General features: G+C 46.8%; 12 protein-coding genes. 6 read left to right on the top strand and 6 right to left on the bottom strand.

What is annotated here, in order from left to right:
• Position 1: 1 nt before the first annotated feature.
• From rhaD to C9J01_RS20165, 5 genes are all read right to left on the bottom strand, one after another.
• Positions 2 to 799: a rhamnulose-1-phosphate aldolase gene (gene rhaD / locus C9J01_RS20185; RefSeq protein ID WP_107299941.1), complete on the bottom strand. Its 798-nt coding sequence runs from the start codon at positions 797 to 799 to the stop codon at positions 2 to 4.
• 104 nt (positions 800 to 903) lie between these two features.
• Positions 904 to 2,163 carry an L-rhamnose isomerase gene (rhaA, locus tag C9J01_RS20180; protein ID WP_107299940.1) on the bottom strand — a complete coding sequence of 420 codons (1,260 nt, stop codon included), beginning with the start codon at positions 2,161 to 2,163 and terminating at the stop codon, positions 904 to 906.
• A gap of 11 nt (positions 2,164 to 2,174) precedes the next feature.
• A complete protein-coding gene (gene rhaB / locus C9J01_RS20175) occupies positions 2,175 to 3,620 on the bottom strand; it encodes a rhamnulokinase (RefSeq protein WP_107299962.1) in 1,446 nt (481 codons plus the stop codon).
• Positions 3,621 to 3,882: 262 nt separating this feature from the next.
• Positions 3,883 to 4,206 (bottom strand): L-rhamnose mutarotase, encoded by a 324-nt coding sequence (gene rhaM / locus C9J01_RS20170; protein WP_237157024.1) that lies wholly within the window; start codon positions 4,204 to 4,206, stop codon positions 3,883 to 3,885.
• 14 nt (positions 4,207 to 4,220) lie between these two features.
• Positions 4,221 to 5,933, bottom strand: a complete 1,713-nt coding sequence (locus C9J01_RS20165) for a purine-cytosine permease family protein (protein WP_107299939.1) — start codon at positions 5,931 to 5,933, stop codon at positions 4,221 to 4,223.
• Positions 5,934 to 6,253: 320 nt separating this feature from the next.
• Between C9J01_RS20165 and C9J01_RS20160 the strand changes: the two genes are divergently transcribed.
• Both C9J01_RS20160 and trpB read left to right on the top strand, forming a co-directional pair.
• Positions 6,254 to 7,078 (top strand): helix-turn-helix domain-containing protein, encoded by an 825-nt coding sequence (locus C9J01_RS20160; protein WP_107299938.1) that lies wholly within the window; start codon positions 6,254 to 6,256, stop codon positions 7,076 to 7,078.
• 177 nt (positions 7,079 to 7,255) lie between these two features.
• The gene (gene trpB, locus C9J01_RS20155; RefSeq protein ID WP_107299937.1) at positions 7,256 to 8,479 is read left to right on the top strand and encodes a tryptophan synthase subunit beta; all 1,224 of its coding nucleotides are present in this window, start codon (positions 7,256 to 7,258) and stop codon (positions 8,477 to 8,479) included.
• Positions 8,480 to 8,552: 73 nt separating this feature from the next.
• Here trpB and glcF read toward each other — a convergent pair whose 3' ends face one another.
• Positions 8,553 to 9,818 carry a glycolate oxidase subunit GlcF gene (gene glcF, locus C9J01_RS20150; protein WP_158264578.1) on the bottom strand — a complete coding sequence of 422 codons (1,266 nt, stop codon included), beginning with the start codon at positions 9,816 to 9,818 and terminating at the stop codon, positions 8,553 to 8,555.
• Positions 9,819 to 10,056: 238 nt separating this feature from the next.
• Here glcF and C9J01_RS20145 point away from each other — a divergent pair, with 238 nt between their 5' ends.
• From C9J01_RS20145 to C9J01_RS20130, 4 genes are all read left to right on the top strand, one after another.
• Complete coding sequence (locus C9J01_RS20145) at positions 10,057 to 11,457, top strand: FAD-binding oxidoreductase (protein ID WP_107299935.1); 1,401 nt, start codon at positions 10,057 to 10,059, stop codon at positions 11,455 to 11,457.
• Between the two features lie 138 nt (positions 11,458 to 11,595).
• Positions 11,596 to 12,543 (top strand): DUF7973 family transport facilitator, encoded by a 948-nt coding sequence (locus C9J01_RS20140; protein ID WP_107299934.1) that lies wholly within the window; start codon positions 11,596 to 11,598, stop codon positions 12,541 to 12,543.
• Positions 12,544 to 12,562: 19 nt separating this feature from the next.
• Positions 12,563 to 14,053, top strand: a complete 1,491-nt coding sequence (locus C9J01_RS20135) for an FGGY family carbohydrate kinase (protein ID WP_107299933.1) — start codon at positions 12,563 to 12,565, stop codon at positions 14,051 to 14,053.
• Positions 14,053 to 15,762, top strand: a complete 1,710-nt coding sequence (locus tag C9J01_RS20130; protein WP_158264577.1) for a glycerol-3-phosphate dehydrogenase/oxidase — start codon at positions 14,053 to 14,055, stop codon at positions 15,760 to 15,762. The genes C9J01_RS20135 and C9J01_RS20130 overlap by 1 nt, the downstream gene beginning before the upstream one ends.
• Positions 15,763 to 15,804: the final 42 nt, after the last annotated feature.

Here is a 15,804-nt window from a genome sequence, read left to right as displayed (position 1 = left end):
CTCACAAGTCGAATTCTTGTTTTAACGTTTCCATATCTTGCCTTGATACACCTTCAGGTCGAAAACCCGAAGCAAGACACATCAGATATAGCTTGGCACCTTTGTTTGCGACATCAATATAATCAAAGGCTTGAAGAACATCATCCCCAGCTGCAACCGCTCCGTGTTTTTCCCAAATAGCGACGTCGTGATCCAGTAAGGACTCTGTTGTTTTATCAGCTAGTTCTTCGGATGAAGGTAGGCAGTATGGGATCATCCCAATTCCTTTGGGTACGAAGGCCCTTACTTCCGGCAACATTTGCCAACATGCGTATGTAAACAACTCACTACTTTTTGAGATATCTGAATGATGAGACAGGGCAATAAGCTCTAGTGGATGAGTATGTACAACAGTCTTGTGATGAGAACCTGCTGCGCGCTTGGCTTCCAAAATTTTAACGTGGCTAATAAACTCAGATGTCGGGGCAAAGGAGTCGGATGCAGCTCCTCCCCAGAGAATCTGATAACCGCTTGCCTGGTTATTAATTTTTAGGATACAGCCAGCGTAATCAGCATTCCTAAGCTCCCGGATGCGTTGCCCTGTGCCTTTTACATAGTAAATGCGATTGGCACAGCTTGATGGATACTGGAATGGTAATTGTTTTACTGGTGAGTTTGAGGTGGCGTTACCGTAGATATCTGTTAAATCGATAGAGATATTCCCGCCATTACGCTCTGCCCATTCTCTTTGCCATAAATATTGTGAAACTTCCGTTACTTTATCTACTTCGTTTTTGACTGCTGCATCTAATTCAATCATTTGCGTTAAACCTTTTTATTCAGTTGGTGTTGGGTGCGATAGCCTCACGTGAAGGAGGTAAAGTTAGCCAAAGGCTATCTTTACCTCTGTGAATGCTTTTAGGGTTAGCGCACCTGATTGACTGTCGCTTCATAGTCCTTAACGTCATGCATCCAGTCGAAACCTACAGGCACGTGGTTTTGCGTGCAGTAGTAATCCCATACGGCAGCCCATGGCAATGAATGACTTTCTTCTGTGAGGGCCAAGCGTGTGGTGAAATCAAAAGTTGTCTCGGCAGCTTTTAATTTCGCTGTTGGTTCGAGTAATGCTTTCAGTAGCGCCTTTTGTGCATTGCGAGTGCCAATGACCCATGCGGCAATTCGGTTGATGGAAGCGTCGAAGAAATCTAGGCCAATAGCTACTCGGTTCAGCAAGTCGTTACGCACTATTTCACGCATGATGGCTTGAGTTTCATCATCGAATGAAACGACGTGATCTGAATCCCAACGAACAGGTCGTGTTACATGCAATAAGAGATCTTGAACATATATAGAGCAAGCGCTAATTTTATCGCTAATCATTTCGGTTGGATGGAAGTGGCCTGCATCTAAGCAGAGGGCTGTACCTCGTGTTGCAGCATATGCCAAATAGAACTCATTGCTTCCCACGGTATAAGCTTCAGCCCCAATTCCAAATAACTTACTCTCGACTGCATCCTTGTGAAACGCTGGATCTATTTTTTCCGATAACGCTTTATCTAATGAATCAGCAAGACGTTGGCGAGGTAGCAAGCGATCAACCGGTTGATCTTTCATGCCATCCGGAATCCAAATGTTCATAAAAGAGGGGCTACCTAACTCTCTGCCAAAGTACTCGGAGATTTTACGGCTGGCTTTTACATGCTTAATCCAAAAGTTACGGATGTCTTCATCTGGGTGCGATAATGTCAAACCATCATCAGCTTTTGGGTGAGAAAACAATGTTGGGTTGAAATCTAACCCTAAACCCTGTTGCTTCGCCCATTCTACCCAGCGTGTAAAGTGCTCCGGCTTGATTTCATCGCGTTCCACTTTTTCATCGCTATCGAGATAGATTGCATGCAGGTTAACGCGCTTTTTCCCCGGAATAAGAGAGAATGCTTTTTCCATATCGGCTCGCAATTGATCTGGTGTCGTCGCAGCCCCAGGGTAATTTCCAGTCGCCTGAATGCCCCCACTTAGGGCTACATCAGGAGATTCAAACCCTTTGACATCATCTCCCTGCCAGCAGTGCACTGAAATGGGAGTAGCATTAAGTTGTTGTAGTGCTTTATCGGTATCAACGCCGAGCTCTGCAAATACGCCTTTAGCATGCTGATATGCAGTTGTGATGTGTTCTTTGTTCATTTTGTCAGACCCTATTTAGTAATTTTTTGAAAACGGGATTTCACAAGTGATAACCCCTCAACATGATTTGGTGTGAAATAGTGGACGTTTGAAGAGGCATCTATGATTTGGCGGGCTTCTTCAAGGCAAGTAATAACGTCAGAGGCAATAAACTGATTCACAACGTTACCGAGAGCAGATGCTTCAGTTGGCTCTGTGGATACTTTGATTTGGCAAACATCAGCGCACAGTTGGTTTAGGAATTGATCTTGAGTTCCGCCACCTACAATGCGTAATTCAGTGATAGTTCGTCCGGTGACTTCTGTAAGTTGTGTAATGACTTCGCTATAGGCAAGGGCGAGGCTGTCATAGATACAACGGAACACTTCAGCCAAGGTATCGGGACCTGCTTGATTGTGCTTTTTGAACCAGCACTTCACCGCTTCAGTCATCGATGATGGGTTTAAAAAGTCGTTATCGTTTGGGTTCATTAAGTACTTGAACGGTTCAACTTGGCGCGCAAGATTGGCGATATCAGCAAAGCTCAGCTCAGGGTTTTCGGCTTTTACTCTCTGGATAAGCCATAGCCCCATAATGTTTTTTAATACACGATAGCGTCCGTCTACACCGCCTTCATTGGTCAAATTAAAGCGGTATGCAATGTCTCCAGTAAATGGACGCTCACTTTCAATACCAAGCAATGACCATGTTCCTGAGCTCAGGTATGCCATGTTTTCGTTGGCTAAAGGCGTGGCTGTAACTGCAGAAGCGGTGTCATGACTGGCCACAGAGCAAACAGGGATGTCGATACCATCTACTTTATACTTTCCAATGATCCGATTTGGCATTTGTGGCGGTAACAGCCACTCTAATTTAGCGCCACATGCATCAATGAGTTGTTCATTCCAGGCTTTATCCTTGCAATCCAGCAACTGACTGGTGGAAGCGTTGGTGTATTCGCAGTGCTTAACCCCTGTCAGCTTGTAGTTTAAGTAGTCAGGGATAAATAGCAGGGTATCAATACGGTTAAACCATAAAGGTTGCTGATCAGCAATTGCGCGCAGTTGATATAGAGTATTGAAGGGTAGAAATTGAATACCCGTTTGTTTATAGATTTCTTCGCGTGAAAGTTGGGTGCTATCAATCAATCGGTCTAATACACCTTCGGTGCGAGCATCGCGATAACTGACAAATTCCCCTAGATGCTGGCCAAACTTATCGAGCAAAACAAAATCAACGCCCCATGTATCGATTCCTAAAGAGATCACTTTGGTGCCTGACGTGATAACTTTATTGATGCCGATTTTGATCTCTTCCAGGATTGAGTAGAGATCCCAACAGGACTCATTTCCATGCATCACTTGTTGGTTTTGAAACCGATGGAATTCTTCTAAGGCTAATTTTCCGTTGTTGAGATACCCAACCATGACACGGCCACTTGACGCCCCTAGGTCGATTGCAATCACAGCTTTATTCATAATGATTAATACCTCTCGTTCTTTATCGGTATTACACTGTTTTTTGGCTGTCATTAACTTAAAGAAATGGCGTGAAAACGTGTTTGAGCTGCATTTATTCCAAGGAACTCTTGCGATGATTCAAACTTTTAGACCCCGTTTTTTGTGAGAGAAAAAGTAGGGGAACTGAAGGTTATCGGTATCTGTGGTAACAAAAAAAGCCAAGCTCATTAAAGGTTGAGCTTGGCTTTCAACTGTATGACTTTAAATTAACTATCTACAATTATTCTAGATAAAACACCTGTTCAAGGTTAATTGCCTGGGGGGAGTTATCAGGGTTGGTTGCCATAATATCTTGCATAAATGCCCACCACCTTTGGCATGCCTCAGTACTCGCAACGGCCTCCCATTTTGCTTCATCTTCAATTTCCACATATCCAAAAAGTTGATGTGTTTTTTCATGGAAAAAGATGGAGTAGTGATGACTACCATGAGTTTTTAGCACATCAACGAGTTCAGCCCAGATTTCATCATGCCGTCTTGTGTATTCTTCTTTGCTGCCTTCATTGAGTTGCATGACAAAGGCTTTACGAATGAAATTACTCACGATTTTACTCTCCGTTATTTATCACGCTGACTGATCCATGTTGTTGCAGCGATGAAGTAAATGATTGTTGGGTAAATCGCGAAGTCTTTAAATGCTTGGAATGCGTCTTGGTAATCACCTCCGGCTCCCCATACTTTAAATGCTGAGATGAAGATTGCTGCCAAGGAGGTTAATGCTATCATCCCGGTAATTTTTTCTAATGTATTTGCTTGTTTAATGGTGTCTTCTTGCTGCTCTTCTTGTTTGGCTTCGATAGCATGACGTTCATCCTCTCGTTTGAGTTCGTCATGATATTGAGCTTCTTGCTCGCTGTAGTCTTCAGCTGCTCCCATTGATTTTGCTAGGCCAATATAAACAGCCATAGACAGCAAGTAGGTTGGCACAAATAAGAAGAACAAGTGTAGGATACCGAGTCGTTCACAAGTGACCGCAAATACCACACCGATTGCCCATGTCATTAACGCCGCTTTGTTGAGGTCGTTACCTTGGTATTTTGACCAAAGTGGAGTGAGACCAATTTTCTTAAACACCCAGTGCTCTGAAACAATGATTGCGCCTACGGGTGCGAGAAGAAGGCCCATGTAGCCTACAAAATCCAAAAGTCGGGTAAAGACAAAAGGAAAACAAGCAATAATGACAGTGACTACACCAACAATGGTCGTGATATAGGCACGCGATTTGTTCGGGAAGATACTTTGAATTGCAAGACCAGCACGATAAATCGTAGGGTTTGATGTTGTCCAGCCCGCGATGATTACCGCAACAATACCTGTTGCCCCAAGCGCGGCATGGGCGATTCCGCCTGCATCTAAGTTAGACATGTTGGTATCGAGTAACAGCATTGCACCAGCGCCCATGATGCCAGCACAAATCCAAGCAACGTAATGGCCAAAGAACATGCCAAAGGCAGAGAAATAACCGTACTTCGCACTCTTGGCAAAGCGGAGAAGAGCCATATCACCTAATGAGCCATGCATAGCGAGGTTACATACCCAAGCAAAGGCAGCAATTTGCCAGAAGGTTAATGAAGGTGAACCATCCGGGGTCTGTCCAGTCCAGATGTATTGATCTGCTAATGATATGAATTGACCAAAGCCGGTGAACGTTTCCCCATTTCCGAAATAGCTAAGTGCAGGAAGAGATACCATGCCGCCAGTCACGAAGATGACCAATAGCCAAGGCGAACATACCGTCGCAAATTGCGCGCACTTCTTAAAACCAAGCACGGCAATAGCAACAACGATAGCACCAACGGCCAAAGCAACAGCAACAAAGGCGCCACTATCGGGATACCAATGGGTTTGTGCTGGTATGTTAAACAATATACGTACGGCGGAGGCTGAGACGGTAATCATCGCTCCCCCCAAAGCGCAGAACAGTACAGCATTTACCACGTTATAAACTTTGTTGAAGCCGGGACCTGCAATTCTTCTGAGGTATTCATATACGGTCAGACGAGATTGTGTCGCAATTGGTGCGGTAATGAGCGCCCAAGTAAGTACTGCCATGAGGTTACCCACGAGCAAACCCATTAGAATGTCAAAGGTGCTCGCTCCCCATGCAACAAAGGCTGCACCAATAACAAATTCGGTACCAGCTACGTGTTCGCCTGAGTAGGTTCCCAGAAAGTGTCGCCATCCAAGCAACTTGTGTTTGGGTACCCGTTCTTGTTCATATTCACTGAGTTCTATCTTTTTGTCTTCTGTCGCCGTTATCGTTGTAGACATCGTCGTCTCCTTGCCATTCGTAAGCTTTAATTGTTATATCCCTTGTTTCCTATCGACCCATTGGCATTGATTAAGTTATAAATTGCTGGTTCATAGGAGCCCTAATTCAGGGCTGTTGTGGTTAGCTTACAAACCCCAGAATTTATAACCTTGGCAAAATAACACAGTACTCTCATTTGGAGGGTGAATTTATGGAGATCGGTAATTGCGTGTTCACAGTTTACAAAAAAAGCAAAAGATCATAGAAAAAGTGGGAGCATCTGCTTAGAAAGGTAGAGAAAAAGCCTCTAAGGTAAAGTTTGTCAAACAGAGGTGATGGTATGATCTTTTTAAAGTCCAATGAGTTCTTTTTAAATTCGAGCTGCCCAGTAACGACAGAGCTCCGAACTCCTCAGGAGCCCTTTCCTGAACATGCCCATTCGTTTGAAGAGATAATTATTGTCTCAGCAGGTAATGGCACCCATGTCATGAACGACATTCCCATGAATTTAAGCAAAAACTACGTGTGCTTTGTGAAAAAAGAAGATCGACATCTCTTCGATCAAGTGGATGATCTATACCTAAGTAATATCCTATTTGAAAAAGACAAATTGTCATTAAACTCTGCGATTAAAGACTTCATGCCTTATGATTCTGACGATGATCATGGCTGGTTTATCAATGAGAAAGCAGCGAAACGCGTCGATCAATTGGTTGAACAGCTGCATGTTGAATCGCATATTGACAGCATCGAATCTCAAATTATTGCCCAATCGATTTTTCAGCAGATTATTGTTGAACTGTGGAGAGGGAAGATTAAAGATATTAATCTGCTAAATAACAATGATAAGGTGATCTTTGCTTTGTCATATATTAATCAAAATTATGCAGATTTAAATGAAATTGAAAATGTAGCGGAACGGGTGCAACTTTCTGCTCGTCAGCTAACCAGTAGTATCAAAAAGCTGACTGGAATGAATTTCAATCAATACTTACATTATACGAGAACAAGTAAAGCACTCTCAGATATTCTCTATACCGACCAACCTATTACAGAGATTGCTTTTGATGTGGGTTATCAAGACAGTAATTATTTCTCCACCAAGTTTAAGCAAGTTTTTAACCTAACACCAAGGGATGCAAGAATGCGTCGAACTTGCCGATAATTTGTGTCACTAGGGGGGCTCATATTAAGTGTGTGGGTGGGGGACTCTCATCGTTATCTCAAAATAATAATCTTCCAGATCACACTTATCCCAAATACTCATCTTGTCACTATTCAACCACGGGATATAACGTTTTATGATGGCGTAGTGTACTCATTGAATAGGACAAGGAATGCCATGAAAAACTCGTTTGATCACGCGCTACCCAATGCTCAAGGTTATTTTGGTGAATACGGCGGCAGCTTCATTCCCGAAGAGCTGCAAAAAGTGATGGAGGAGATCACGGCAGCCTATGATGAGTGCCGCAAGGATCCTGAATTCCAACAAGAGCTGGCGCGCCTATACAAGCATTTTGTCGGCCGGCCTAGTCCAATTTTCCATGCCGAGAACTTATCGGCTAAATATGGCGTCCCTATCTATCTCAAGCGTGAGGATCTTAACCATACCGGTGCCCACAAGATCAATCATTGCCTGGGTGAGGCATTGGTTGCCAAGAAGATGGGCAAGAAGAAACTGATTGCCGAGACCGGTGCAGGTCAACATGGGGTTGCTCTGGCAACAGCTGCCGCCTTGGTGGGTTTGGAGTGTGATATCTATATGGGCGAGGTGGATATTGCCAAGGAGCACCCGAATGTCGTCCGCATGCGCATCCTCGGTGCCAATGTCATTCCGGCCACCCATGGTCGCAAAACACTCAAAGAAGCGGTTGATGCCGCATTCGAAGCTTACCTCAAAGATCCTATCAACCAGTTATATGCCATTGGCTCGGTCGTCGGCCCGCATCCTTTTCCGATGATGGTACGTGACTTCCAGTCAATTATCGGTAACGAGGCCCGTGTCCAGTTCAAGGAAATGACCGGAACCCTGCCTAAAAACCTAGTCGCTTGCGTTGGCGGCGGCTCGAATGCGATGGGCCTGTTTACTGCATTTTTAGAGGATGAAGATGTAGCGATTCACGGAGTTGAGCCTGCCGGACGCTCTTTGAATGAAGTTGGCGAGCATGCAGCTACCTTGTCGTTGGGTGAGCCGGGCATCATGCATGGCTTCAAGTCATACATGCTAAAAGACGAGCAGGGCGAACCTCAGGAAGTGTATTCGGTTGCCAGTGGCTTGGATTATCCGTCTGTCGGACCGCAGCACAGTTACCTGAAAGATATTGGACGGGTCAATTATGGTACCGCCAACGACCAGGAATCAATCGATGCCTTCTTCGAGCTTTCTCGTTGCGAGGGAATCATCCCAGCTATCGAATCGGCCCACGCACTAGCTTATGCCCTGAAACTGGCGAAAGAGGGTGAAACCGGTTCAATCTTGATAAACCTCTCAGGGCGCGGTGATAAAGATATCGACTTTGTGGTTGAGCACTACGGCAAAGACTATGGTATTGAATCGCTGATCTAAAATTTTTAAACCTGATGTTATATGAGGAGCCAGCAAGTAACGTTGCTGGCTTTTTTGTTTGTTATCAATGGCACTAGTGGCTCGGGTGAATCACCTTGAGCAGTGTTACCCAGTGCGATATTGGTTTCTTTGTGCCTGAACTGATATGCATTTGGCAGCTTAGGTTAGAGGTGGCTATTTGCGACGGCTGGTTTAGGGTTAGCGCTTTAATTTTGTTGTTCCTAAGCAGAATACTCGATTGTGGCTGTAGCAATGAATAGGTGCCGCCAGATCCACAACAAATTTTATTATCTTCAGTATCACTGAACGTCGCACCAAGCCGGCTTAGGATATGTGTGGGTATATCGTCTTTGCCAAGACCATTCCTTAGTGAACATGGCGTGTGCAAGGCAATGTTTTTGCAGTTCTCGTCGAGCGTGAAATGTGAAAGCTGCTCGTCTTCTTCCAAGATAATTTCGCCGATGTTCCTTGTGAGTTTACTGACAATGCTGGCTTTTTCAGCATAATTTTCATCGTCAGCAAGATGTATTGCGTATTCTGTAACCATCAGCTCGCAGCTCGAAGACATTGAGATAATGGCTTCCGCCCCTTTCTCAATCAATGGCCACCATGCATCGATATTTGCTCTCATTAGTTGCTGGGCTTTATGGTTATCGCAAAGGCTGGTGTGAACGGCCCCGCAACATTGAGCGGTAGGTTGCTGTTGTGTCTTAATCCCCAAGGCCGAGAGTATGTTGACGGCGGCCCGGTTGGTGGTTGGCTGCAGTGTATCTTGGGCACAGCCGGTTATTAAGATAACGGACCTGGCCTTATTTCCTGGTTTGGGTACTTGTTGTTTCTGGATGCTGACCGATACCTCAGGTTGACTGTTGGTATTTTTGGGTGGGATTTTTATCGCGATAGAGTTGGGTAATACAGGTTTCAGCTGCCTTCCAATAGTCAGTGCCAACGAAAAGCGATTTGGGTAGGGAAGAACCTGCTTTATTGCCCACCTAAGTATGCGTTCTCTCCACGGACGTGGGTAATCCTCCTCCAGCATGCTGCGGGCAATATGGATCAGTTGACCAAATTCGATACCGGCTGGGCAGGTGGTCTCGCAACTTCGGCATGCAACACATAAATCGAGATCTTTGCGTTGTTCTGCTGTTAGCGCCTTTCCCTGCAAAAAATCTCGAATTAAATAAATCCGTCCCCTCGGTCCACGGTTTTGGCTACCCGACTCAATGAATGTCGGGCATGTTGTATTGCAAAAACCACGATGGACACAACGTTTAATTATCCTTACTGCATTGTTTGCGCGCTCGGATTGACGATATTTTTCATCGAGATCGGTAAGCATGCTTCCCTCCTTGGTTCCTTCACACCCAAAGATGATGGGCATCACTTGGTGCGGTCAAAAAACAACCAATAACGTGCCATCTATCTCACTTTGCAAACTTCACTTTGACTTTAAATTCTAATGGATCAATAGTCAATTTATTGAATACTCCAAATTATGATTATTGAGTCAAGGCAACTGGAATCAAGGCTCACACCTAACACTGATTAACTAATTACTGAGAGTTGAGAGAGGGGTTATGTTGGATTATCCGTTGATTGTTAAGAAGCTAGAAAAAGCACTGGATGTCGCGAAAGTATCGACACAGAAAAGAGATCTTGAAGCCAGTAGCCACGATACATGGCCATTGATGACCAAGCTCAATTTACTTGATAAGCATCCGAATAAGGCAGATGTCGTAGTAAGAGCGCAGAATGATGATGATATCTGCCAAGTACTAGAGATTGCCAATGAAGAAAAGATCCCGGTAACCGTCAGGGCATTGGCTTCCTCGGTTACAGGACAGCCCCTGCCAACCAAAGGGGGGATTGTGTTGGATATCTCCGAGATCCCAAGCTCTTACTCCCTCAATGAACAAAATATGACGGTCACAGCAACCTGCAGCCAAAATGGCGGGGACCTAGAAGATATGTTGCAACAACAAGGATGGACGCTGGGTCATTCTCCCCAGTCACTCTACCGCTCAACGGTCGGTGGCTGGTTGGCCACTTTGGCAACAGGGCAGTTTTCCTCTTTGTATGGCGGCATTGAAGATCTGGTTGTTGGTTATGATGTTATTTTAGCGACGGGTGAAAAAATGACCCTAAAGGCCAACCCCCGTGCAGCGATGGGGCCGGACTTACGCCAGATCTTCCTTGGCTCGGAAGGTACATTGGGAGTGATCACCTCGGTGACCCTCAAAGTGTTCCCGAAAATGGAAGCGGAAGCCTTCATGACTTATGCCATTCCAACGGTTGAGGATGGCCTTGCTCTAATGCGGGAAATCACAGCCTCCAACCTCAAGCCTTTCCTGGTGCGTTTCTACGATACTGAGGAAGCCAAACATGCCATGCAGGATAAGAGTTTTGACACCCCTGTACTGTTCTTGGGTAGCCGGGGGCTGGCAGCGATGGTGGATGCTGAGCAGAATGTCCTTCACCAGCTAGCTGAAAAGCATGGCGGTAAAGCCATTGGACCAGAGGGGACGTTGGGCTGGATGGAAAGGCGTTTTGACTTCTCAACCGTTGAGAATCTGCTGGCGACCAAAGGTGGCTTTGGCGAGACCATCGAAATTGCCCATAACTGGGATTCCATCCATTTGCTTTGGCAGGACTTGAAACAAGCCCTCGACCCTATGGCGAATGAAGTGATCTCTCACTTCTCCCACATCTATAACCAAGGGACTTCAATGTACGTCATCTTGCTTGGGCAAGAGGAGTCGGATGAAGCTGCCGTTGCCCGCTTGGAGCAGATTTGGAAAACCACTATGGAGGTCTGTATCAAGCACGGTGCAGAGCTATCGCATCACCATGGTGGTGGGTTGGCACGCTCTCCATACAGTCGCCGCTCAATCGGCGAGGCTCATTTGATCCTGCGTAAATTGAAGGCAGCACTGGATCCAAACGCTATCCTCAACCCCGGAAAATTGGGACTGGATTGATGCTAATCGGAAATGAAATGGCTGGTGCAATTTGATGTACCAGCCTAACCCCTAAATGAGCCTTGGCTAGCGAGAATATTGAGAAACAGCCGATAAGGCTCACCCTACACAACATAAAAATATATAAGGACATGAAAGATGGATAGTTTATTCAATATCAGTGTCATGGGTATTCTCGGTTCGTTTGCCGGAGGTTTTTTAGGCGCCGTTTTTGGCGGCTTGGTGGCATTTGTTTTTACCGGGATCGCGATTATTGTCGGTATCGCAATTATTATCGGCAGTGGTGATTCCGCATTCCTTGATTTAATTGGGCTTGGACCGGTATTCGGCCCCCATATTTCATTCGCTGGTGGTGTGGCTGCTGCCGCTTATGCATCGCATAAAGGTTGGCTGGCAAATGGCCGGGATATCGTCACGCCATTGGTTAGCCTGAGCAGGCCCAGCGTGTTGATGGTCGGTGGTGCATTTGGTCTTGGTGGCTACTTAGTCCAGTCTATCCTTGCCGGTATTGAAGGAATTGGCGCAAATACAGACTCTGTTGCCTTGACGGTAGTACTATCTGCGTTGGCAGCCCGATTGATGTTCAGTAAGTGCGGGATTATCGGCCAGCACTGCGAAGGGAAACATGGGTTGGATCGTTTCAAAACTTCCGAGCAACATTCATGGTTGGCTTATCAAGATACATTCCCGATGACCATTATTCTCGGCCTGTTCGTCGGTGCCATGTCAGCATGGTCGGCGCTGGAGTTGCTAAAAGCCTATCCGGAAGCTCCAGGGGTGATATTCCTCGGTTTTGCAATTTCTGCGATATCCCTCCTCTTTTTGGCGATGAATGTCCTTGTTCCTGCAACCCATCATATTACCCTAGTAAGTGCTGTAGCCGTCTCGCTATTTATCGGGGTGATTCCCAATGATGTCGCACTGGTAACTATTGGTGCCATTTCAGGATTGTGCGCCTCTGTGTTGGGCCAGTTGTTTGCTCGTTTTTGGCTTATCCGCGCCGATACCCATATCGATCCCCCAGCCAGTGCTATCTGGCCAATGACCACGGCGCTGATTTTAATTTCTTTGGTTGTCAGTAAATAGTGAATACAAGGAGTGAGTCATGAGCAAACATATATTAGTTATTGATGCCGGCACAACGGGTATTCGTGCCCTTATTTACAATGAGCAAAGCCAGATTCTGTCACAGGCCTATACCGAGTTCCCCAACTACCATCCCCAGCCTGACAGGGTAGAGCAGGATGCCATTGAAATTTGGTCAGCAGCCAAAGCAATGATCGCACAGGCACTCAAGCATATCTCACTGCAGATGAACGATATCTCCTGCGTCGGTATAACCAACCAGCGTGCCACCACTGTGGTATGGGACCGTAAAACCGGCCAACCGGTAACCCGGGCTATCGTTTGGCAGGACACCAGAACCGCAGGGCGGGTTCAGGAACTCGCTGAGCAGTGGGGGGAGAAAGTCTACAGCCGGACAGGTTGGGCACTGGCACCTGTCTATTCATCACTCAGCCTTGAGTGGATGCTGGAGAATGTCGCTGGCATGCGCGAGCAGGCCGAAGCGGGTGATTTGGCTTTCGGTACCATAGATTCATGGTTGGTGTATTGCCTGACCGGTGGTGAAAAACATGTTATCAGTGCTTCAAATGCTTCGGTGACAGGTTCATACGATTTAACCCAGGATGAATGGTACCAAGAGTGGCTGGCAGCATTGAATATCCCGTTATCCATGTTCCCTGAAGTTTGTGATGATGCTGCAGTCGTTGGCCTGACCGATGAGCGTATTGTCGGGGGGAGTGTGCCAATTTCAGGTTTGATTGCCGATCAGCACTCAGCCTTGTTCGCCCAGGGCTGTACCAAAGCGGGGATGATTAAATGTACCCATGGCACCGGTACTTTCCTTGATATGTTAATTGGTGATAAGCCGGTTATTGATGTGAATAGCGGGATTTGTTGCCAGATTGCCTGGCGTAAAAATGGTACTACCCATTATGCCCTTGAAGGTTATGCAGGATGTACCGGTTCGGCAGTCCAGTGGTTAAGAGACGGCTTGCAAATCATTGACTCATCTGCAGAATCGCAAGCGGTGGCATCCAAGGTCGAAGACAATGGTGGAGTGTACTTCGTTCCGGCTTTGACTGGGCTTTCAGCACCGTATTGGGACCCTTATGCACGAGGTTCTATGTTAGGAATTACGCCGGGAACGACCCGTGGCCATGTTGTGAGGGCAACGTTGGAGGGGATCGTTTATTCCATTCGCGACTTTATCAATGCAATGCAGTCGATATCGGGCTATTCGATTACCCAGATGTCGGTCGATGGCGGTGCAGCCAAGAATGATTTGTTGGTCCAGTTTCAGGCTGATCAGTTAGGGGTCACTGTTATCCGCCCACGGAATGTTGAGGCGACCAGTCTTGGCGCTGCCTTGATGGCAGGGCTTGGGGCCGGTATTTGGAAAAGTGAGGATGAGGCCTTTTCTATCGGCAGGAATAAACAGACCTTTACCCCGCAGATTGATGAGCAAACCCGGGAGCAGCAATACGCGATGTGGACCCGGGCAGTTGAACGAGCACAGGGATGGAGCAAGTGATGAAGCGAGCAGTATTACATCAACTTTCAGATACCGTGTTTGATCTTGTGGTGATTGGTGGCGGTATCACAGGCGCAGCCACAGCAAGGGATGCAGCTCTTCGCGGTTTAAAAGTGGTACTGGTGGAGAAAGAGGACTTCGCCTCGGGGACATCTAGCCGCTCTTCGAAATTGATCCACGGTGGACTGCGTTATCTGGAGACCTATCAGTTTGGCCTGGTTGCGGAGTCGGTCAGGGAGCGGGAGATGGCACTTAGGCTGGCACCGCACCTTACCAAGGTACAGCCGTTTTTATATATGTTCTACGATAACACGCCGGACAAGAAGTGGTTGTTGAACCTGGGCCTGACGTTCTACGACTTTGTGTCGGGAAGTTGGAACAAACGGCGTCATAAAATGTTGAGCAAAGAGCAGGTGCTGGCCAGACAGCCGGATTTCAGGCAACAAGGTTTGCGCGGTGCGGCCATGTTTTATGATGTCTCTACTGACGATGCCAGAGTGACAATCGATACGGTGAAGGGGGCCGCTGAGTATGGGGCGCAGGTGCTTAACCATTGCGAAGTGACCGGGTTGACCTACAGCGACAAGCAGTGTGATGGGGTAAAAGTCACCGATAAGTTGACTGGCCAGCAAGGAGTTATCCGCAGCCGTTATGTGATTAACTCTACCGGGCCTTGGAGCGATGATATTCTGCGTTTTGAGCAGGGTGATTCGAAAGTGCTGCGGCCAACCAAAGGTGTCCATATTGTGCTGCGCAAACAGGACTTTCCGCTGCACTCAGCCGTCTTTATGCGCTCACCCGACGATGGTCGTACTGTTTGGCCGATCCCCTCGATGCAAGATGACAGGGTGTTCATCGGGACGACAGATACCACTTATGACGGTGATTTGAATAACGTCCACCCGGAAAAAGAAGATATACAGTACCTGCTGAATGTGGCGAACCATTTAATGCCCGGCAAGAAAATCACCGAGGATCATATAGTTGGCTCTTGGGCGGGCTTAAGGCCGCTGATTGCACCTGCTGATGATGTCAACAATAGCAAGACTCCCCGTGAGCATCAGATCATGCGAAGTGAATCTGGGGTTTATTCCATTGTCGGCGGTAAGCTGACCAGTAACCGGGTGATGGCAAAACAACTGTTGGACAAAGTGATCAAGCAAGATCAGAACAAATACCTCAGGCCGGATCTCTTGCCGTACCGAGCAGGCAAGGTCCCAATCTCTGGAGCATGCGAACCTTCGCAGCCAAACGTTGCGGGTAAGGTGAAGTATGTCGCCAATGAGGTTGTTGCCAAACTGCAAGCGGGTGGGGTGCCATATTCACTGGCTCAATCATGGGCATCTCGCTATGGTCATAACGCTCATCAAGTTGCCTTGTACTGGCACAAAGGTGGACAGTTCCAAAAAGCGCTGGGAGCGCGTGACCTGACAGTGGCAGAGGTTCACTATTGTGTCGAACAAGAAGCGGCATGTTCAATCAAAGACCTGTTGATCCGCAGGACATCGGCTTTCTTCTGGGACAAAGATGGCGGCATGGCCCAGATTGGTCCGATAGCGCAAGAGATGCAGGGATTATTGGGCTGGACTGAGGAAGATAAGCTAGGCCAAATCGATAACTATTATGATTGGGTTAGCAAGCATAGGCCAAAAGCCATAGCCAAACCGTTAACAGACCCCCGTGATGTTATTGAACTTACCCATTCGTAGCCAATCTTCTTCTTGAGTGGGAGCGTTAAGTTACCAGCCTGG

This window comes from Photobacterium rosenbergii (assembly GCF_003026455.1).
Classification (GTDB): Bacteria; Pseudomonadota; Gammaproteobacteria; order Enterobacterales; family Vibrionaceae; genus Photobacterium; species Photobacterium rosenbergii.
This window is presented reverse-complemented; position numbering and strand designations above follow the sequence as displayed.

Excerpts from the sequence above, each read along its gene's own strand:
- rhaD (WP_107299941.1), bottom strand. The coding sequence starts at position 799 with ATGATTGAATTAGATGCAGCAGTCAAAAACGAAGTAGATAAAGTAACG.
- rhaA (WP_107299940.1), bottom strand. The coding sequence starts at position 2,163 with ATGAACAAAGAACACATCACAACTGCATATCAGCATGCTAAAGGCGTA.
- rhaB (WP_107299962.1), bottom strand. The coding sequence starts at position 3,620 with ATGAATAAAGCTGTGATTGCAATCGACCTAGGGGCGTCAAGTGGCCGT.
- C9J01_RS20165 (WP_107299939.1), bottom strand. The coding sequence starts at position 5,933 with ATGTCTACAACGATAACGGCGACAGAAGACAAAAAGATAGAACTCAGT.
- C9J01_RS20160 (WP_107299938.1), top strand. The coding sequence starts at position 6,254 with ATGATCTTTTTAAAGTCCAATGAGTTCTTTTTAAATTCGAGCTGCCCA.
- trpB (WP_107299937.1), top strand. The coding sequence starts at position 7,256 with ATGAAAAACTCGTTTGATCACGCGCTACCCAATGCTCAAGGTTATTTT.
- glcF (WP_158264578.1), bottom strand. The coding sequence starts at position 9,818 with ATGCTTACCGATCTCGATGAAAAATATCGTCAATCCGAGCGCGCAAAC.
- C9J01_RS20145 (WP_107299935.1), top strand. The coding sequence starts at position 10,057 with ATGTTGGATTATCCGTTGATTGTTAAGAAGCTAGAAAAAGCACTGGAT.
- C9J01_RS20140 (WP_107299934.1), top strand. The coding sequence starts at position 11,596 with ATGGATAGTTTATTCAATATCAGTGTCATGGGTATTCTCGGTTCGTTT.
- C9J01_RS20135 (WP_107299933.1), top strand. The coding sequence starts at position 12,563 with ATGAGCAAACATATATTAGTTATTGATGCCGGCACAACGGGTATTCGT.
- C9J01_RS20130 (WP_158264577.1), top strand. The coding sequence starts at position 14,053 with ATGAAGCGAGCAGTATTACATCAACTTTCAGATACCGTGTTTGATCTT.